Origin of the sequence: Niallia sp. HCP3S3_B10, from assembly GCF_052064465.1 — a bacterium.
GTDB lineage: Bacteria > Bacillota > Bacilli > Bacillales > Cytobacillaceae > Niallia > Niallia hominis.
Genome location: NZ_JBQHVO010000016.1, coordinates 49,619 through 71,211 on the forward strand (window position 1 = coordinate 49,619; position 21,593 = coordinate 71,211).

The following is a 21,593-nucleotide window of genomic DNA, read 5'->3' on the forward strand; positions in this document are numbered from 1 at the left end:
TTTTCTTAAATTGCTTTACTCATAGATTATATCTTCTGTGAATTTTGCAAAAATCCTTTTTTACATCTATTATTTATTCACTTGGATATCTACCTTCCAATAATGGAGAAACACTCTCTTCTAATTCTGCCAGTACATCATCTAGAGATTTCGCATCTGTCCAATATTGATCAAGTCCTTGTTCTAATTCTGTATTGATTTGATCCCAATTACCCCTTTTCCGATATAGTCTAAAAGAAGCTACCATCGCAAATAAAACGAATTGTTTAGAATATTAATAATATTATTATATTTATTACTAGAACGCAATATTTATATAACAAATCCGATATACTTAGTGCGATTAAGCACATATTTTTTGTAAGCACTATTTTATTATGATTCAATCTTTTTTTATTACAATCATGTATTTTTTTTGTAAATTTTCGTTATATCGATGCGTTGTTTGATAAAATAATATCTAAATCCGTATATCAGAAGAGGTGATACTTTGTTTAGAAAAATCATGAGGAAAATACAGCAATTTTCGGGCAGCTACAGTAAAAGCCGTCGTCATAAAAGATATAGCAGTAGTGACCGAAGAGGTTATCACAAACACAAAAGCTACAGCAGCTCTGATTATAGAAAACGCAATCCATACGGTGGGAGCCATTATTATAAGCGCCGGAAGCATAGTAGTAGTTAATACTAAAAAATCTTGTACTCAGATGTACAAGATTTTTTAGTTTATACATTTTTTTAAAGCTTCCCTCACACTTTTTAAATCATTTTCAATTTTATCCCCATTCGTATAAGGTTCGGAAATAGCTAACAATTTTTTAAGAAGCTTTACTGTTGCAGGATGCAACGTTAATTCCTCAAGCCATGTCCTTTTTTTGCTTTTCTTCCCTTTAAACTCTGAATACAATAAAAACAAAAGTATCTGTCCCAAATCATAGTAATCATCTTGACGATAATTACTCATTTCTTTCTCCTCATCTTCCACTTGCTTAGCAAGACCAAAGTCAATTAAATACACTATACCTTCTCTAACAAGAACATTTGGTGGTCTAATATCTAAATGAAAGATTTTGTGTTGATGAAGATAGTTAATAATAGAGAGAAGTTGAGTCATCAGGTCTAGCGCTTCTATTTCTGTGAACTTTTGATTTTGAAAAAATAATAAATCTTCTATATTATCTCCCTCTACATATTCCATCACATAATAATGTAGAGTTCCTATTTTAAATTCCTCGATTAGAGCTGGGACCGCGGGGTGCTCTATTTTTCTCAATAACGCTGCTTCATCCTTAAAACGTTCACACTCGCGCTGTTTTTTCCCTTTGCTTGGCCGCAATTGTTTCACTACATATTTCTTTCCTGAGCGTTTATCTGTGCACAAGTAAATCATCCCATATGCACCAAAGCCAAGACATTTATCGACTTCGTATATGTTTAAGGAGGTTCTATTTTTTAGTGGTTTATCAAAGATCCAACGATTTACATAACTCCATTTCAATATGGTTTATCCCTTCTGTTTAAATGTTCTACATTCCATTTTAACAAAAATAGTCCAAAAAAAGCACCAATCTATTAAGACTGGCGCTTCTATTACTATTTATCTAGCAAAACGATGATTTCCAATTGTAACCGTTACTTCTCGTGTTAAAATCCAGTCACTTTTGGCTGTTTTTGGATTAAAGAAATAAAGAGAACCATTTCCTTGGCTGCCTAAAGCAATGGCTTCATTCACCGCTCTTTTTGACTCTGCATCAGCAGCTTTATTTATCTCCCCATTTTGAACTGGAGTAAATGCATAATAGCCATTTGATTTTTCATAAATGACATTACGAATTGTATTTGGAAATTCGTTGCTTTTCACACGATTCAGAACAACAACTGCCACTGCAACCTTCCCAGCATAAGGTTCTCCAACTGCCTCCGCACGTACCAATCGTGCCATTAAATCTTTATCAGCCGGTGAGACTGTTGCATTTGGTAGAATCATATTTTGACCTATAATTAACGGTTTATTATTATTAGCCTTCATTAAATCACTGACAGGAATCCCAAATCCTGTAGCTACTTTCCAATAAGTGTCTCCAGATTGAATCGTCCGATTCGTTGCTGCCTCTGCTTCTTCTATTAATGTAAAAGCTGAAAAAGATAACACAATTCCAGCGGCTACTATTAGCTTCTTTAGTGTCTTCAAATTCTATTACCTCCTAGTAGTTGTTTCTGTGTCTACTACTAAGCTATCAGATGTAATATTTCTATTCATCGTCCAAAAAGTGGTAATAGAGAGATTGCTAGGTGAAAGCTTTGCTAGATAAGGAATGAGATTTTTGATGGAATTGTTAACCAATTGAGTTAGTTAGCTAGGGATTTCCTTAGGAGGGGAATTTAGGTAGGAATGTTACGGTTTGTTATTTGGTAGTAATATTAAGGAAGAATTAAAGAGAAAGGAGTATTATTAACTTGTCATTTATCATATTTTGACCACTATGTTCAGATAAAATATTATTTCTTCTGCATTTTGTTCAATAATGGTTGTAAAGTTTATATCCCACTTCGTTCTGATAAAACGATTTACTTGGCAAGGAAGAACTATTGCTATGTTACCTTTATATCCCACTACGTTCAGATAAAACAAAAAGAAGCAGGTACGCCCCACGGTGCGTTTGCGATCTTTATATCCCACTAGGTTCAGATAAAACAAAGAAAGAAATTTAATTTAAAAGGAGTGTTTATAACTTTTTATCCCACTACGTTCAGATAAAACGTTATTCGATTTTTAGATTATAAAGCTAAAAATAAATTCTTTATATCCCACTACGTTCAGATAAAAGAATTTGCTCGATGGCGTTAAAGAAGGTCGTATTCAAAATTTATATCTCACTACGTTCAGATAAAAGGGGAGGGGCAACCCGTGAAAAGGTCTCCCGACTCTTATTTATATCCCACTACGTTCAGATAAAACATATATCTTCTGCTTGGCGCACCAGCATAACATGAGTATTTATATCCCACTACGTTCAGTTAAAACTAAGTATTGCAATTCTCTTCACTATATTGAGATTGATTTATATCCCACTACGTTCAGTTAAAACTATCCAACCTGAATCGTGTTCCCTGTCTTGTAAAGACATTTATATCCCACTACGTTCAGTTAAAACACAAAGTTCTCTACCGTCCTGGAGATGTTTATCCTGATTTATATCCCACTACGTTCAGTTAAAACTTTAAATAACGCAGTAGGCAAGAAGATTGTATCTGATTTATATCCCACTACGTTCAGTTAAAACGTGATTTCTATAATTGAAAAGTACAAATTAGATGAAATTTATATCCCACTACGTTCAGTTAAAACTTTTAAGTCAACAGTTTTTTCTTCAGCTTTCAAAAATTTATATCCCACTACGTTCAGTTAAAACAATGAATTGGAATGGCTCATATGGAATGGCAAGCAGATTTATATCCCACTACGTTCAGTTAAAACAAACATCAATTCATTGAATAAAAACATATACATCAAAACATTTATATCCCACTACGTTCAGTTAAAACGTTCCTTAGGTGGAGAAATATCCGTTAGAAAGGAAAAATTTATATCCCACTACGTTCAGTTAAAACTAATGGCATATTTATACACATCTAGATAAAACTCTATTTATATCCCACTACGTTCAGTTAAAACCAAAACGCTAGCAACTTTACCGCCAACCGCTTCTACAATTTATATCCCACTACGTTCAGTTAAAACGCTTCTTCTGGCATTTCTTCAAATGTTATTCTTTCAATTTATATCCCACTACGTTCAGTTAAAACTTGATAAGCTGATAAATATTTTAGTTCATCATAATTATTTATATCCCACTACGTTCAGTTAAAACAGGATACTCCGTAACGTAGATAGAAACAACGTTATTGAATTTATATCCCACTACGTTCAGTTAAAACTTTTTAAATATTTTTTTAAATGAAACATAGCTTTAAATTTATATCCCACTACGTTCAGTTAAAACTTTATTTGATGATTTAGAAGAAGTTTTTGATAATGCATTTATATCCCACTACGTTCAGTTAAAACAAATTAATCTTTCTATTTCATCTAATCCTTTTAGATATTTATATCCCACTACGTTCAGTTAAAACTTCAATTGTCATAATGGAGTGATTGATTTAAAGATATTTATATCCCACTACGTTCAGTTAAAACTTTGGTTGGTTCTCCAAGTGTTGTGGATATTCCATCATTTATATCCCACTACGTTCAGTTAAAACTTAAGACGTTTTCAAAGTGTGTATTGTAACCCTGTCGAATTTATATCCCACTACGTTCAGTTAAAACGTTTGCGTCGTTTGTAATTGTTATTTATGTTTTTTTAAATTTATATCCCACTACGTTCAGTTAAAACGATGAGGAGGAAGAAGAATGAGTAATCAATTAGCAAATTTATATCCCACTACGTTCAGTTAAAACGGAGCTATTGCACAGTTAAATAAACCGTTGTAAAGTAATTTATATCCCACTACGTTCAGTTAAAACCTCCAAAAAACAACACATCAAGAACCCTATTATATCAAGGGCTGAGGTACATTATTATAATACCGCCATTTTACAGATTTGCAGTGAACCTTTAGTTGAGTTTTTATAAAAACTTTAAAATATGCTTTAATTCCTTTTATAGCAAGCGATTCAGTGTTTTTTTCTAAAAGTAAGTTTGATGCAAATTTATAGTTTAATTAGAATAATTCTAACAATTAGGAATTTCTTTTCCTACAAAAACAGATCCAAAGGATTCTTTTCCCTACCATGTACAATCTTCTTTATATTACGTGGATTTTTCACTTGGTAGACATATACTGAATCTGTTTCTTTATTAACTATATTATTTAAATCCGCCATACATTGCTTATATTTTCCAATTGTTATTTCACCTTCAAAAACAGAATTTTGTGTCCAATCAAGATATTCCCTAAGTTTTTTACAAACTTTTCCCACTCTTTTTTCATTTACATCATAAGTAATAATAACAAACATTTAATCTACCACCACGCTTTCAATGGTTTATATACTTCATCATTAATTACATGCTTAATTAATTTATAACACTCAAGCCGGATTAAATAACGATAAGTCGTATTTCTCTTTAACATTCGATGTTTAACAGATTGATTTAATTTTTCTTCCCATGCCGTAATAAATTTTTTCTTACCCTCATCGTTTAAATAACATATTTCTCCTTCTAAATAATCAAAATGCTTCTTTGTAATTTGCCTTCGGTTGATTAGAGAAAAAATTATCGGATCAACAATTAATGGCTTAAATATTTCAGCAATATCTAAACTTAATGAAAATCTCTTAGTTGATGGCTCATGAAGATAACTTATGGTAGGATTCAATGAAGTTTTGTAAATCTCCGTTAATACTACTCGATACATTAATGTATTACCAAATGAAATGAGGGCATTGATTGGATCTCTCGGAGGTTGTTTTTCTCTTTTTTCAAAGACAAAACCTTGTTTAAAAATGTGATTAAAAGATTGATAGTACAAATGACGAATTTGTCCTTCTCGTCCCATTAATTCTTGAATACTTGTGGAAGTGTGCAACTGGTTTGATAGTAATAGAATTCCTTCTATATACTCAGCAGGTATTTCTTTATGTTTACGTAGATTTCGAAGCATATGATGAACTGCACCATTTAAAAAATGGTAAGCAATATACAAGCGTTTATATTTATCAGAGTAATGTTCAGTTTGCTTTACTATAACGTGTCCAGATTCTTTTGCTGCTCGTGGGTTAAATGCGCCAGTAAAAAATCCATAATAATTATAAAACTGTAGTGTAATTCCATATTGGCTTAAATATGTTAACAGTTTTGTATTCACATCAATTTCTCCAAATAAATGCAATGTTTGAATTTTTTCGATAGGAAGTGGCTTTTTCTGCCCGTCTTCATTTTCAAAATATATTGTATTATCTTTTCTTTTTAATCTTCCATTTGAAAAGACATAGTGATCACGCATCATCATCGTCATCCTCTCTAGAAAAACAAAATGGATAATAGGCACAACTTTTACAATAGCGTAGCTTCTGTATAGGAGGCGGAGTGTCTCGATCGATAATTTGATACGCTTCCGCAATTGCTCGCTGAATATTTTTTTTATTCTCTTCTGTCAACAGTACCTCAACTGTTTTCTTTTCTTTTGTATAGCTGATTAAGCCTTTTTTCTTCATTCCTCTTAAAAAAAGCTGGTACAAATAAAACAGCATTTGCATTTTATCTGACTCTTGCATTTTACTAGATAATTTAATTTCTCTAACATATTCCCCCTCAATTGCATCTATCTTAAATGCACCATCAATAAGGATTTCTTTTTTATTTAGGCGAGGATAAGAAGTCTCATGAAGAATAGATCCTTCGAGCACTCTATCTGACTCACTTTCCATCCCAATTCCTTTCTTATATAACCAAAGCTTTCTTTTACAGACAATATAGTAGGCTAAATCCACACCACCAACTGTTTTCGTTTGCAGCATCCTCTTATCTCTCCTTATAAAATTTGACTATTAGAAAATAATTTTTTATCATTTGGATATTTAAGACCGACTGTTGAATCATATTCATAATCAATTACTTTAATAGATTCATAGCTACCTATCTTTAAAAATTGTTCCTCTCTATTTAATTTTTTTGCATTTGCAACTCTAAATTGTGGAATATCTACTGTAAACTCATATAATTCATCACGAAGTTTCGCACGCTCTTCTCTTATCGCATTCGTTGCTTTTATTCTTAACGTTTTACTGTATTTAGCAACTAAGTCCTCTATTGTATTTTGATTTTCCTGATAAACGGAATATGGAATAATCGTTTCATTAAATATTTCTCTTAAATCTGTAATTCGAGGATCTAATTCTTCATCATATTCTTCTATACTTGTTAAAATATCCAAAAACTCTTTAACATCGTTATAATAAGTACTCTTTTCTAAACGCTGTGTAGTATAGTTTTTTTCTATTAATTCCATCTTTAACTCTTCTGTACAAATAATAGGAGAATTATATTCTTGCAAAGCTTGTTTAGAAATTTCAAAAATACTACTATCTACTACACTATATTTATCACGATAACTAATCCCAGATGGATAATCATTTCCACCATCATAAACAACTACATTAACTCGTTCATGATCTAATATTCTATTTCTATAAACTCGACCCATTCGCTGAAACAAACCATTCAAATCAGAAAGTTCTGTATAAAGAACATCGAAATCAATATCTACACTTGCTTCTACCACTTGTGTCGTAATCCAAATACCAGTGCTCGGATTCTCCAATTTCCCCATTTCTTGAATAGCAGCTTCTTTCGCTTTACGATCCATTTTCGTAAATCTACTATGAAATAAAAATACATCGTCACGCTCTTTTAATGCATCATGTATTTCTTGAGCTTTTTGAACAGTATTTACGATTATCAATATTTTTTGGTCTATCTCATTTTTCACTATATCCTCTATATTTAATTGCTCGTTCTTTACAATCAAACGATGCCTAGTTATAACTTGTCCATTTAATTTTTTGTAGAAAGGATCGCATGGTTGCTTAAAAGGAATATTTAATTTCCCCACCATCAAATCTGATAAAAATGGAGCAAAAGTTGCTGTCATAATAGTAAAATTCCCACCTATATCTGTTATCTCTTTTAAAGCAACCAGAAGGCAAGCCAGCATTTTTGGTGAATACATTTGAATTTCATCTATTACTAATTTGGAATAGGCTAAAGTAGCTAATTTCTTTTCAAACCCTTCTTCTTTAAAGACAAAATCTAAAATTTGATCAAGCGTAGAAATGGTCAAAGGCATCGACCACTGTCTTGTCTTTTCAAAATAATCAATTGAATAAAGATCATTTTTCACATATTCACTTTCTGTTTCTGAATGTAGTAATGCAACCTCTTTAAAATTAATTTCACTCTCTATACGCCTATATATACTATTAATTGATACTCGAAGCGGCAGTGTAAAAAAACCTTTACTGTTCCCAATCCAATATAATGCTGCTTCTGTTTTTCCTATACCAGTCGAAGCAATCACAATATTATTTTCCTTTTGATTTTCCAGCAAGTAATTTTGCAGTTCATTTCTTCCACTCTTATATTTAACCGCAAGGAATTTATCAACATAATTACCTAGACCAGGATTAGCAATTTCCACCGGGATATGTGCACTTGCAGCATAATCAATTTTGTTAAGCAAGCCTTTTACAAGCACAAATTGTTTAGCCTGTTCTTGATTTCTTTGTTTTCTTATTCTTCTATTAAGATACGGCTTAAAATTTGCTTTTGGTTCAGCCAAGAAAAATGGAAATGCTTCTTTAAATGAAAGATAATACTTGGGTAAATCATAAAGAATCGTTTCTTTCAAATCTTTAGGGCTAGCTGCAGATCTTTTATGGTGATAATAAACAGCTTGTGCCACAATTTCTCTTTCCTCTTTATTTTCTAATATTTCCTTATAAGGAATAAATGCACAGCTTAAATATCCGTGGGGAACTTCCCCCGCTTTCGGTAACATATCTTCTAATAAATAATCGGTCTTTTTTAATGCTTTCAATAGTTTATTTTGAAATTTTGTATTAATTTTTCCGACATCGTGGTAAATACATGCCATTTCTAATAAATCACACCTAAGATTCGGAATATTACAATAAATAATTTTGAGTCTATCTAACTCTTGTAATAATGTTTTCGTATGCTTTACTATCGTTTCTTCTAATTGTACATCTGACTTAGCGAGAAATAAATTATTCATAATGATACTCCTTTCAAAATAAGACTAGGAATTCCTAGTCTTATTCACTTCCATAGCTTGTACTTTATGCAAAAAAGACAATATTCCCATCTTCATCGAATTCATAAACATTATCATTTAGAACTTCTCTGCCTTTTGCTCCATAAAATACAGAAACTTGTTTCCATCTTCTTTGCTCTAATCCTTTTTTGATTTGTACTTTTTCATAATATCGATTTAGCTTGTAAACAGTGGCAAACTCTATACCTTCAGAACTGTAGCTCTCAAATAATTCTACAGGTATATATGCAGAGTAGCTTAATGTATAAGTGTCTTTTAATTCATTTTCCTTTATGTTTACAAGCTTTACCTCTTCAATTCTTGCCAAATCCTCCCTACGCCCAAGGGAAATATACTCGGAAGGATTTTTAAACGACTGATACAAAACCTCTAAGTCTTCTTCCTTTTCCGGCAAAATATGAATCATTAATTCTACATCTGTTAATAGTTCCGTTGTACTTACTCCTCTTGCTAATCCATAGTCCCGATTATCTTCAGAAGAATGCAATTTATAGGCATGTCTTGCTGTTTCATATGTTGCTGCAGCAAATTCATATCTTGTTGCTAAATCATTGACTTTTGAATAGTAATCCCCTCCAATACTGATTTTTAATGGATGATATTCGGTAAAACCACATACGCGATGAATCATTCCCGATACAGTAGAGTACGGAGGAAGCGGATATGTTTCTTTTAATTGAAAACTAGATGGCAACTTATAATTAACCATATTTTGATAAAGTTTTATTCTCAATGCTCTCATATTCTCACCACTTAATCTAAGTAATAGTTGCTTACTTCTTTTTGGATAAAATCAAAGAAAGCAGCAACAGATAAAGGAGAAAGTGTATCTTTAATTTGTTGATCATTATCAAATATTCCTTCAATGAGACCGCATTTTGTATAATCTGCTATATGGCTATCTAACGCTAAAACACCAGCTAATGTTTGCACATTTAGTTTATTATCCTTTACTTTAATACGTTTTTCAAAAAATGGGTTTTTTATATCATACACCCCACCAATTACAAATAATGGCGAAAAATTCTCTCTTCTTCCTTTTATATCACGATATAAAAATTTTAAAGTTTGCAGTAAAGCATTTACTCTGTTGGCTTTTTCCTCATTAGAAACAGAAATTTCCTTCTCATTATGATCGATGCCTATTTGATCTAAGTCAATGGTAACTGTATACGTATAATACGAATGATGCATCTCGCTTTGCGCAATATTACCACCTTTTTTTTGTTCTTTTCCTTCCGTTATAGTTGCAGCTTGATAACGATCAAATAATCCTTTATTAGTTAAAAAATCTGTATCTGCTTGAAAACTTTCTAATGCAATGGCATTAGATAAACGAGCAACAGCAGATCGTGTTTTCGTTCCTTTATTTGTTTTCATATAACCAAATAAATCAATTTCTGGATAATCAGAAATTAGAGCATCCGGAGCAAATTGTATGACAGATCCATCCACTTCAAGAGGAGTACGATCCTCTCCCATTTGCTGGATGATATTATAGCGAAGTGCTTGTCTTGAAATATATGTAAAACTATCGCCAGTTCCTCTTGTTAACTTCTTTAATGATGTAACATTCCCGACTCCTTCGCCATAGTTGCCACTTTCCGCTTCAAAAACAATTGATAACGTTAAACCTTTTTTATTCATTTTCTTCTTCCTCCTTTTTATCTCCTTTAGGATTAAGTCCTGAACGCAAACCTAAAACAAATGCATAGCCAAGTGTTTGCAATTTATCTTCATCCGTTAATGCCTCTGTCATTTGAGGAGGAATGATTAATTCTCCTTCTCTTGCAGCATATAAATGGGCATTGATAAAAGTGTCCATAAATTTTCCTGTATCCTTTGTTTTTAAAGCATTAAGTAAACGATAGGTAATCCCACCTAATTTATTGCTGGCATTTCTAACTTTATAATTATAGGCTAATTTTCTACCCGCATTTTCCATATATGCAATGGTTTCCCTACGAACATAGGAATAATAATCACTCATCGAACCATCCTCCTTCTCTTTTTGATTTTGAATTATTGTCCCTATAAAACTATTATTAAAGTAAACAATATCTAATATGAGTCTATTACTTCTAATCGGCTCTTCTGCTTTGCTCGGCAAATTTGTCCGACATAATAAACCAATTAAATCAAATTGATTTTTATTGCTGTATAATCGTTCCATCACATTTTGATAAATCCTTAAGTATGAACCATCACCCGTCTTCACTACCCTGTTAATCATATTGTTTAATGATTTTTGATGCCGTTTAATAACTTCCAATTTATCTTTTGAAAGTACATTATAAGTGTATGGTCTAAAATTATCTGTCTTATTATCTGTATTGCTAAATTTAATAACTTGAATATTATCTACCTCATACTTTGCTTTCTTATGTTTTTGATTTTCCATAAAATCTATCAATTGATAGTATGTTCTTGCTTCTAGTAGTTGAATATTATCATCTGATTTAATGACATACATTTCATGATTGTTATTTAATCTAGTTAGAGCTTCAACAGAACTGTTACAATTGACAAAATATCCTTGATTATTCATAAAAGTAAACCCAGCAGGAATACACGAATAAATAAAATTAATAAGCGGTGAGATATAGCATGTGTTTGACTGCAAATTCCAAAAATGAGATTTCTTCTTCCCCATATCTACTCCCATACTGGTAAGCCAACTCATCCCATATGCATATGGCTTTTCTGTTTTTTTAATAGGCTGATTGCTAATAAAGCATACATATTTATCTTTTGTGTGATCTTCCTCATAATAAAACTTGACCGGATTAATAAAATATTTTTTATACTCTTCAAAAATATCAGCTGTTGTAGCTTCTTTTGATTTATACAAAAAAGATACTCCACCCCAAAAGTTCTCAATAATTGTATAGGCAATATTTTTAGCAAGAATATACTTTTTTACCTCCTCTTTTTCCAAAAAGTCAATAATAGTTTGTAGATAGTGTATTTGTTCATGGATTTCATTTTGAATATCTGAAACGGTTTGATTCTTTTTTAACTTCAGCTTTTTTAGCTTTTTTTCCATCTCTATTAAATCTACTTCCGTACAAGACATCATTTTATATGCAGCTGTATAACTATTACTTTTAAGATTCTTTTTTGCTCTTTCAATATATTTATTCCAATCTTCTATTGTCTTATCATCCCATTCTTTTTTATAAAGAAAATCCTTTCCCTTTGTTATAATAAAAGTATATGATAACAGTTCTTTATACCTGTTTGCGAAATAATCAAAATAATAATGATGGAAATTTTCTAAGATTGATATGTCAAATTCTACATAGTTATTAACACATTTGTAAGAGGTAATATTGGCATCCTTTAAGATATTCACAAAGCCCGTAATCCCAGCATTTAAAAGCGCATCAGCAGTCTCTATTCTTACTATTGTCACTATCCATTCTCACCTCCTCTCAAGTTATAAAACATCTATACAGCCAAATCCTTGGTTACTCCGAAGTGCTATACCCTCCGAATAGAATATTCTTAAATCACGAGGATCACCTTCTAACAAAAATCGGCCAGTATTTCCTGTAAAATATAAATCTCCTGATGATTGATGTAAATTTTCTTTCACTACACTTTTTTTCATCTGATGTTTTAGTATTTTAATTGGCTGGTATAAAGTTCTTCCATATTTACTCTGCATTATTTTTGAACTAATTATATTTAATTCGTCTTCAAAATTATCATCACCGACAAGCAATGGTTTTCGCTCTTTTGATTCCACTAGAATTGGTGAAAGCGTCTTAAACCAGACTTGCGATTGAACAATTGGCTTTTCTTTTACCATCTTCATTCCCGTAAATTTCATGACTCTTCCTTTATAGGAGTATTCTCTCTTTTGTTGTATGCCATTGATGAGGTAAATCATCATTTCCATATTCGTACTAGATACCGTTAAATTTAATTCTTCTGAAACAATTAAGTCACCATCTATTCGAATATTCGGAAAATAAGGAGCAAAAGAAAATCTTTTTGTTTCTTTTTCCCTTTCAACAAAAAAAGACTGATAAAACTCTTCTGATTGCGATCGGGTTATTTCCTTTATGAACGACAATAGTAATAGCCGATACTTTATTGGAAAGTACTCGATTTGAAAACTAAATACACATCTCATTTTATCACCCCATTTAATATTAATTGATATTATTTTATACCAATAAATGGAAATATACAAGCATTTGTAAAAATTTATTTATATTATAAAGGACAGACTGACAAAAGCCGTCAGCGAACAAATGTTTTTTTAAATAAAAAATAAGTAGGGTATTGGCTCCCCTACTTAAGTTCCTGCTAAAATTACTGTCTACTTATGAATCCCACTGCGTTCAAATAAAATTAATTCTTAATCAAATAATACTAAATATTTATATCCCAGGAACGTTCAGATAAAAATTAATTATCATAAATATCCAATAACTTTTTAAATTCATTCTTTAACTGTTCTCTTATGTGATTAGGCTCTATTACTTCAGCATCCATTCCATATTTCCTGACCCAACGTAAAAATAATTTACTCATTGTTTCAATAGTTAGAATTACTGAACCATCTTCCTCTTCTTCTATTATAGCATTCTTATCATAAAACTCTTTTTCCTTTATATATTTCCCTACTTTTTTACTAAATCGTACAACGAATTTATTTATTTCATCTGTACGATCCATTTTCCAATTGGATAGGTGCTGAACAATAGAAAAACTCTCTTGGAACACATATATTCGTTTTTCTATTTGCCATGCTTTAATACGATCCATACGAAAATTGCGAAAATCCTTTTTTTCATGACAATACGCCACTATATAATAATGATCATCTCTATCGATAAGATAATAGGGATCAATTAATCTTTTCGTTTCTATTGCATTAGTCGGACTATAATAAGTAATCATTATACTTCTTCTTTTTTCAATAGCCTTTACAAGTGAAATCATTAAATTTTCGTCATAGATATCTCGATAAAGAAAATGGTGTAATACTCGCTCACTAATTACCTTATTCCATCTTTCTTCTTTGCTAGTTTTATTTCTACCAACCTTATATTCTATTTGCATCGAGTTTGCTGAAATCACCTGTTGCTTTGGAAGTGCTTGTGTTAATAAAAGTGAGAGCCATTCTCTATCCGTTAGACCAACATTATGTTTAGCTGGCTTTTCCATTAATAGATAGCCTTTTTTCTCCGTATGAAAATAGAAACCTACTGTCTCTAATTCTCTCATATCTCGGTAAATATTCCGTTTTGATGTCTTTGTAAGATGAGCCAATTCCTCTGCTGTTACATAATTCCCAGCATTAAGGAAATCAATAATTTTAAAAAGTCTTTCCACCTTATTCATTTTCATCTAAAACAGCTCCTAAAATAAATTCCTCTTTACCACTAAATATAATATACTATAGATAATAAAGTCCTGTCTCAAAACAGTAATTAACTATATTAAGACGTACGAATATATTATAATTATTATAATTAAAGTATAAATCTGCAGTAAACCTATTTTCATTTAAATTTGCTTCAAACATAGAAGCGACAAGGGTTTGAATAGTTTTTTATAAAAAGCAGGGATACACGACTATAGGTTCACTGCAAAGTGGATAAATATTATTAAAACAACAATTGCCTTAAAGCCTTGATACATATAGGGTTTTCTCATAATAAATTTGAGGCTTTTATCTGAACGTAGTGGGATATAAATTTGTTATTTTCTCTTTCTACTAAAATAGTAAGAAGTTCTTTTATCTGAACGTAGTGGGATATAAATTCGAGTAAACCGTCAAGACAAATACAAGACAACGATCTTTTATCTGAACGTAGTGGGATATAAATCGGAGACAACTTCGACGCTAATATTCAAAAGGTAGTCTTTTATCTGAACGTAGTGGGATATAAATTTTTAATTGCTCGTAATAAGTTGCCTCTGCACGAGAGTCTTTTATCTGAACGTAGTGGGATATAAATTAGCAAACGAATCATGGTCTAACATCGTGCCAAAAGACTTTTATCTGAACGTAGTGGGATATAAATAGTTGCGCCAACAACTAGACAAATAATTCGTTCTTTCTTTTATCTGAACGTAGTGGGATATAAATATCTTAAATTGCTTTTTAGATTGAACTGTTTGGATTCTTTTATCTGAACGTAGTGGGATATAAATAAGAGAATTTGGCTTGATAAGACACTTGGATGGTCAGCTTTTATCTGAACGTAGTGGGATATAAATGCAGGAGTAGCAGTGGCAACTTTCACACTTGCGATACTTTTATCTGAACGTAGTGGGATATAAATTGTAGTTTGCATTTGGTGACCATTTTTGTCTTTTGACTTTTATCTGAACGTAGTGGGATATAAATCTGTGCAGCGAGTTTATTTCGTTCTTCCAATTTTCCCTTTTATCTGAACGTAGTGGGATATAAATGCATTAAATAAAACAATTATGCACTAACCTTGCACTTCTTTTATCTGAACGTAGTGGGATATAAATTGGGAAGACAAGACATGATTTCAACCCTTGAAGACACTTTTATCTGAACGTAGTGGGATATAAATAAATAAGTTTAGCTTGAACATCTAAATCAATTCGATCCTTTTATCTGAACGTAGTGGGATATAAATGTATTGTTTTTCGGTCAGAGTGTAGTAATTTTAAACTTTTATCTGAACGTAGTGGGATATAAATGATGATTGATCTTGGAAAGAATAGCGTTTTACACCCTTTTATCTGAACGTAGTGGGATATAAATGAAACATAATGCTGAATAGTGATTCGATGTCTTAAATTCTTTTATCTGAACGTAGTGGGATATAAATATGGAGTCACGTTCATAGTAGATGAATCAATTTTGGAACTTTTATCTGAACGTAGTGGGATATAAATATTTGTTCTTCACGGAATGCTGCAGAAATTTGCCCTTCTTTTATCTGAACGTAGTGGGATATAAATTTGGATAGTGCATATCAATAGACTATCAACCAGATAACTTTTATCTGAACGTAGTGGGATATAAATGCGTCTTATCAATCGGAATATAAAGTGTTTTTCCTTCTCTTTTATCTGAACGTAGTGGGATATAAATAGGATGGACTTGGGTGCGGAACATATACTTGGTCATAAACTTTTATCTGAACGTAGTGGGATATAAATATTATGTATCAGAAATTTTTAAAATCACTAGATGTTACTTTTATCTGAACGTAGTGGGATATAAATCAGTTATTGTTACTTTGCTAGGTAATTCATTAAGCTTAAACTTTTATCTGAACGTAGTGGGATATAAATCCTGTAATTTCTTGTGTAGTCCATGATGGAAATATTCCCTTTTATCTGAACGTAGTGGGATATAAATATACGATAGCGTAGAAGAAAAAACAGTTAAGCCGGCAGCTTTTATCTGAACGTAGTGGGATATAAATATAGAAAAGAAGCAGGTACGCCCAACGGTGCGTTTGCGACTTTTATCTGAACGTAGTGGGATATAAATCTTGTATCATCCTCACTTTCTAGGTCAGCTAAAGTTGCCTTTTATCTGAACGTAGTGGGATATAAATTTTCTTAAAGATACTCTTTTTCTTTTTTGTCTCTGCCCTTTTATCTGAACGTAGTGGGATATAAATGGAACTTCCGTTAAATCGAAATACTTTTCCTGTATCTCCTTTTATCTGAACGTAGTGGGATATAAATAGAGAAGTAATCACAGTAGGCGAAATGATGGAAGGGACTTTTATCTGAACGTAGTGGGATATAAATGGAGTTTATTGATTACACTATCATTAACTATCTCTCCTTTTATCTGAACGTAGTGGGATATAAATGAATATCGTGCTGCTTTTATGGATTACGTAACTAAACTTTTATCTGAACGTAGTGGGATATAAATGTAACTATGATTATATCAAGCGATCATCCATCTATGACAACTTTTATCTGAACGTAGTGGGATATAAATAAGGAAGTGAAAAAGGGAACTTCGTAGTAAATAAAGTTTCTTTTATCTGAACGTAGTGGGATATAAATTTTATAAACACACATAAACAATGAAATTTTAAAAATCTTTTATCTGAACGTAGTGGGATATAAATGTTCCAATATTGATGTATTCCCCTTTGAGATCCATCTTTTATCTGAACGTAGTGGGATATAAATACGTGCTACATACCAAATAGCTACAGCAGATAAATAAGCTTTTATCTGAACGTAGTGGGATATAAATGCAAATGGTGGTGGCTTATCTACAACTTGAACTTTTCTTTTATCTGAACGTAGTGGGATATAAATCGTTCTGGGGATAGTCAGCTTGCTAGGATTGATTACTTTTATCTGAACGTAGTGGGATATAAATAAGGCAACGAAAACAGTGACAAAGACAACCACTGCCACTTTTATCTGAACGTAGTGGGATATAAATCCAGCAACGGAAGCAACGTCGCCTAGTAAACTAGTAGCTTTTATCTGAACGTAGTGGGATATAAATATGATTACAGGAGAAGGAGATTACAGAAGAATTTCTGCTTTTATCTGAACGTAGTGGGATATAAATCTGTCTTTTGTAGAGTTAGGGTATTGTCTCTTCTCCTTTTATCTGAACGTAGTGGGATATAAATTTACAATAGGGGTCTCAATGTGTAGCATGTCTGTACTTTTATCTGAACGTAGTGGGATATAAATTGTTGATACTTTAATTCCTTTTTTAGCTGCGAATCTCTTTTATCTGAACGTAGTGGGATATAAATTCAATTACTCATCCTCTCTAAAGTTATATAACTAATCTTTTATCTGAACGTAGTGGGATATAAATCTTTGACATACACATTCTTTACGGTTAATCCTTTAACTTTTATCTGAACGTAGTGGGATATAAATCTGATACGAGAAACTACTTTCAATAAAGAACAATATCTTTTATCTGAACGTAGTGGGATATAAATGTCGCTCCAAGTCCCGCAAATGCACCACTCCACAGACGTCTTTTATCTGAACGTAGTGGGATATAAATCCAAGCAGTGGTGGTGGAACGACTGCCACTTCATCATCCTTTTATCTGAACGTAGTGGGATATAAATAAGAAGGGAAGACGATGAGTCTATAAATTCCCCACCCTTTTATCTGAACGTAGTGGGATATAAATTGAAGGACAACGGAGGTTTGTTGGAGAAGTTGAAGGACTTTTATCTGAACGTAGTGGGATATAAATGGATTTCTAAATAACTCCCCGTCCTGTGGAGGATATTCTTTTATCTGAACGTAGTGGGATATAAATTAAGGAGTAACTATCTTTGTTTCATAATTACCTGGATCTTTTATCTGAACGTAGTGGGATATAAATGCAACACCAGCCATCAAAATTGATGAAGCGATTGAGCTTTTATCTGAACGTAGTGGGATATAAATAAGTCTCTCAGTTTGTCTAATTTTCTAAAAATAGTCTTTTATCTGAACGTAGTGGGATATAAATTAGGAATTTATAATCCTAGTCTAGTACCAGGATCAACTTTTATCTGAACGTAGTGGGATATAAATATTTCATCTTTTTCTATTATTTGCTTTAGACTTACTCCTTTTATCTGAACGTAGTGGGATATAAATTTTCGTATCATCTTTAATTTCCTTTAATGTATCTTTGCTTTTATCTGAACGTAGTGGGATATAAATGATTTTATGATTAGTCTTTTATCCTTCTGAGCGAATCTTCTTTTATCTGAACGTAGTGGGATATAAATAAGGAAGTATCGAAGGTTTAGAAGGGACAACGGATCTTTTATCTGAACGTAGTGGGATATAAATCTAGATGGCTTAGAAGGAGTAGTAACAATCTCTGCCTTTTATCTGAACGTAGTGGGATATAAATTGTATAATAAAATCGCTTGCATTATTAGGATATATGCCTCTTTTATCTGAACGTAGTGGGATATAAATATGCGATGTCATCAACACTATTTCAGCACTTGTCATCTTTTATCTGAACGTAGTGGGATATAAATTTTTTTGACGTTCCAATTCTTTTTGGCGTGCTTGTTCCCTTTTATCTGAACGTAGTGGGATATAAATAAGCAATAAATAATACGATTGTTCTAATTAAAGTACCCTTTTATCTGAACGTAGTGGGATATAAATTAAGAATGAACATGATGAGCAGTAATTGAACCTACACCCTTTTATCTGAACGTAGTGGGATATAAATATTAACGCAACAATTAGTGCATTAGTAATCGATCGCCCTTTTATCTGAACGTAGTGGGATATAAATTTTTTACCGTTAGTATCAGCATAACAAGATGATAATTCTTTTATCTGAACGTAGTGGGATATAAATCTTTTAATTCCTTTTAAAAAGTTATCTGTTTTTGTACTTTTATCTGAACTTAGTGGGATATAAATAGGTCCAGAATCGATTGAAGGAGCTAGGCTATAAAGTCTTTTATCTGAACGTAGTGGGATATAAATATTTAGCGAAAGGTGCAATTAATCACGTTACATCATTCTTTTATCTGAACGTAGTGGGATATAAATTGTTGATACTTTAATTCCTTTTTTACCTGCGAATTTACCTTTTATCTGAACGTAGTGGGATATAAATCTGCTTGTGGACTTAACTACTGCTCCGCCACCTTTTACTTTTATCTGAACGTAGTGGGATATAAATTAAGGCTGTTAGGGTCTTCGAAACGAGTGTCTGCCCACTTTTATCTGAACGTAGTGGGATATAAATCATAATTCGTTGAACGTCTTTTCATAACTTATTCCACTTTTATCTGAACGTAGTGGGATATAAATTCTGGAATTTATCTTTCGCTAATCCTGTTATTCTAGCTTTTATCTGAACGTAGTGGGATATAAATTCGGATGTCTCTTGAATATCTGTTTCGATACACCACTTTTATCTGAACGTAGTGGGATATAAATTGTATCCATCATTGCTGAATTACCTTGATAAGAACCTTTTATCTGAACGTAGTGGGATATAAATGTGTCAGAGAGACGTTCCAAGGCTCTCCTGTTACGCTTTTATCTGAACGTAGTGGGATATAAATACATCGGAACAACATTATATTTTCTACACACGTATAAAACTTTTATCTGAACGTAGTGGGATATAAATAGGGTATGATTGAGTATCCCATGTCCATTGGTAATCAACTTTTATCTGAACGTAGTGGGATATAAATAGTTTTTTAGGTCATTAACAGTCAAAGGAGTGACATCTTTTATCTGAACGTAGTGGGATATAAATATGGAAGTTCAATTAAAAGGACTATCCATTCCACACTTTTATCTGAACGTAGTGGGATATAAATGTTTTTAAGGCTGCTTTGGAATATGCTAAAGCAAACAACTTTTATCTGAACGTAGTGGGATATAAATTAGGAAATAAGGGCGGAGCGCCATACGGAAACGAAAACTTTTATCTGAACGTAGTGGGATATAAATTAAAAGGTTATTTCAGTGGATTAAAGCTGAAACTTCCTTTTATCTGAACGTAGTGGGATATAAATACACTAAGTACCCCTGTTAATGGACTAGAATCACCTTCTTTTATCTGAACGTAGTGGGATATAAATGAAGTTAAACACAATACAGATACTATCGAAAACCGCTTTTATCTGAACGTAGTGGGATATAAATGAAGCAACAGTGATATCGTCTTGTAATAAATAACGGCCTTTTATCTGAACGTAGTGGGATATAAATACCCATTGCATTGGTTGTATCATATACTTCTGTGGCTGCTTTTATCTGAACGTAGTGGGATATAAATTAAGCAAAAAGGCTAGTGATATTTTAGCTGAATTTAACTTTTATCTGAACGTAGTGGGATATAAATGTCTTTTCTTTCGCTAGGTTTTACATTCCAGTCGCGCTTTTATCTGAACGTAGTGGGATATAAATTGCAAATACAAACTATATGTACTTATCGCATTCGTCTTTTATCTGAACGTAGTGGGATATAAATAGTAGTAAAATTCAAATTTAGAATCTCATCAGGAATTCTTTTATCTGAACGTAGTGGGATATAAATTTTTCCATGCTCTTCCCCGTCCACATTGGGTTCAATTCTTTTATCTGAACGTAGTGGGATATAAATACGGTCAGACATTTATACTTGAAAAGTCACTTTGTTCTTTTATCTGAACGTAGTGGGATATAAATTCGGAACTAATTTATCAGCTAATTTTTCAATACTTTCATCTTTTATCTGAACGTAGTGGGATATAAATAAACGATACACAAGCGAAAATAGTAAAAGGCATTAACCTTTTATCTGAACGTAGTGGGATATAAATAAAGCAGTGAGTGCTGGATGTGGATATTTAATCCACTTTTATCTGAACGTAGTGGGATATAAATTAGGAATTAACTTTTCTTGTCTAGGAACTTTAATTCCTTTTATCTGAACGTAGTGGGATATAAATAATTAAATATTACTGTAACTAGATAAGGAGTGTGTTCTTTTATCTGAACGTAGTGGGATATAAATTTAATATACAATTCTTTTGGATGTGAATACTCAATAACCTTTTATCTGAACGTAGTGGGATATAAATTTTTTTATGTTTCTGTTGATTACTGACAGTGTAAGCCTTTTATCTGAACGTAGTGGGATATAAATAAGTTATGGGCGTTTAAAAAGGAGCATTCCTGTTAGAAGGATTTTCGGGGACTTGAACAAAAAGAGCCCTCTTGGTATGATGCGGGGTGTCAAATCGTCGACGAAATGA

At 32.1% G+C, this 21,593-nt stretch carries 12 protein-coding genes and 2 CRISPR repeat arrays; all 12 genes read right to left on the minus strand.

All coding sequences use genetic code 11. The features are described 5' to 3' along the window. Positions 1 to 73: 73 nt before the first annotated feature. The gene (locus tag ACTNDN_RS09700; protein ID WP_284561228.1) at positions 74 to 247 is read right to left on the minus strand and encodes a hypothetical protein; all 174 of its coding nucleotides are present in this window, start codon (positions 245 to 247) and stop codon (positions 74 to 76) included. Between the two features lie 474 nt (positions 248 to 721). After that, complete coding sequence (locus tag ACTNDN_RS09705; RefSeq protein ID WP_235252381.1) at positions 722 to 1,498, minus strand: serine/threonine protein kinase; 777 nt, start codon at positions 1,496 to 1,498, stop codon at positions 722 to 724. A gap of 99 nt (positions 1,499 to 1,597) precedes the next feature. Next, positions 1,598 to 2,191, minus strand: a complete 594-nt coding sequence (locus ACTNDN_RS09710) for a cell wall hydrolase (RefSeq protein WP_031539857.1) — start codon at positions 2,189 to 2,191, stop codon at positions 1,598 to 1,600. Positions 2,192 to 2,536: 345 nt separating this feature from the next. Continuing rightward, a CRISPR array of direct repeats spans positions 2,537 to 4,528; the repeat unit is 29 nt; unit sequence ATTTATATCCCACTACGTTCAGTTAAAAC. 231 nt (positions 4,529 to 4,759) lie between these two features. Continuing rightward, positions 4,760 to 5,023 (minus strand): CRISPR-associated endonuclease Cas2, encoded by a 264-nt coding sequence (gene cas2 / locus ACTNDN_RS09715; protein WP_031539856.1) that lies wholly within the window; start codon positions 5,021 to 5,023, stop codon positions 4,760 to 4,762. Between the two features lie 5 nt (positions 5,024 to 5,028). Further along, positions 5,029 to 6,015, minus strand: coding sequence for a type I-B CRISPR-associated endonuclease Cas1b (gene cas1b / locus ACTNDN_RS09720; protein WP_349204906.1), 987 nt, complete (start codon positions 6,013 to 6,015; stop codon positions 5,029 to 5,031). Beyond that, positions 6,005 to 6,526, minus strand: a complete 522-nt coding sequence (gene cas4 / locus ACTNDN_RS09725; protein ID WP_031539854.1) for a CRISPR-associated protein Cas4 — start codon at positions 6,524 to 6,526, stop codon at positions 6,005 to 6,007. The genes cas1b and cas4 overlap by 11 nt, the downstream gene beginning before the upstream one ends. A 14-nt stretch (positions 6,527 to 6,540) precedes the next feature. Continuing rightward, positions 6,541 to 8,802, minus strand: coding sequence for a CRISPR-associated helicase Cas3' (gene cas3 / locus ACTNDN_RS09730; RefSeq protein ID WP_441131169.1), 2,262 nt, complete (start codon positions 8,800 to 8,802; stop codon positions 6,541 to 6,543). Between the two features lie 64 nt (positions 8,803 to 8,866). Then, on the minus strand, positions 8,867 to 9,604 hold the full coding sequence (gene cas5b, locus ACTNDN_RS09735) for a type I-B CRISPR-associated protein Cas5b (RefSeq protein ID WP_441131170.1): 738 nt from the start codon (positions 9,602 to 9,604) through the stop codon (positions 8,867 to 8,869). Positions 9,605 to 9,615: 11 nt separating this feature from the next. After that, positions 9,616 to 10,509 (minus strand): type I-B CRISPR-associated protein Cas7/Cst2/DevR, encoded by an 894-nt coding sequence (gene cas7i / locus ACTNDN_RS09740; protein WP_441131171.1) that lies wholly within the window; start codon positions 10,507 to 10,509, stop codon positions 9,616 to 9,618. Further along, positions 10,502 to 12,277, minus strand: a complete 1,776-nt coding sequence (gene cas8a1, locus ACTNDN_RS09745) for a type I-B CRISPR-associated protein Cas8b1/Cst1 (protein ID WP_441131172.1) — start codon at positions 12,275 to 12,277, stop codon at positions 10,502 to 10,504. Before cas8a1 ends, cas7i begins: the two co-directional genes overlap by 8 nt. 24 nt (positions 12,278 to 12,301) lie before the next feature. Further along, on the minus strand, positions 12,302 to 13,003 hold the full coding sequence (cas6, locus tag ACTNDN_RS09750; protein WP_441131173.1) for a CRISPR-associated endoribonuclease Cas6: 702 nt from the start codon (positions 13,001 to 13,003) through the stop codon (positions 12,302 to 12,304). 278 nt (positions 13,004 to 13,281) lie between these two features. Continuing rightward, entirely contained in the window at positions 13,282 to 14,226 is a 945-nt protein-coding gene (locus ACTNDN_RS09755; protein ID WP_031539844.1) for a helix-turn-helix transcriptional regulator, read from the minus strand. 322 nt (positions 14,227 to 14,548) lie between these two features. After that, positions 14,549 to 21,484: direct repeats of the CRISPR family, unit length 29 nt; unit sequence CTTTTATCTGAACGTAGTGGGATATAAAT. Positions 21,485 to 21,593 lie beyond the last annotated feature (109 nt).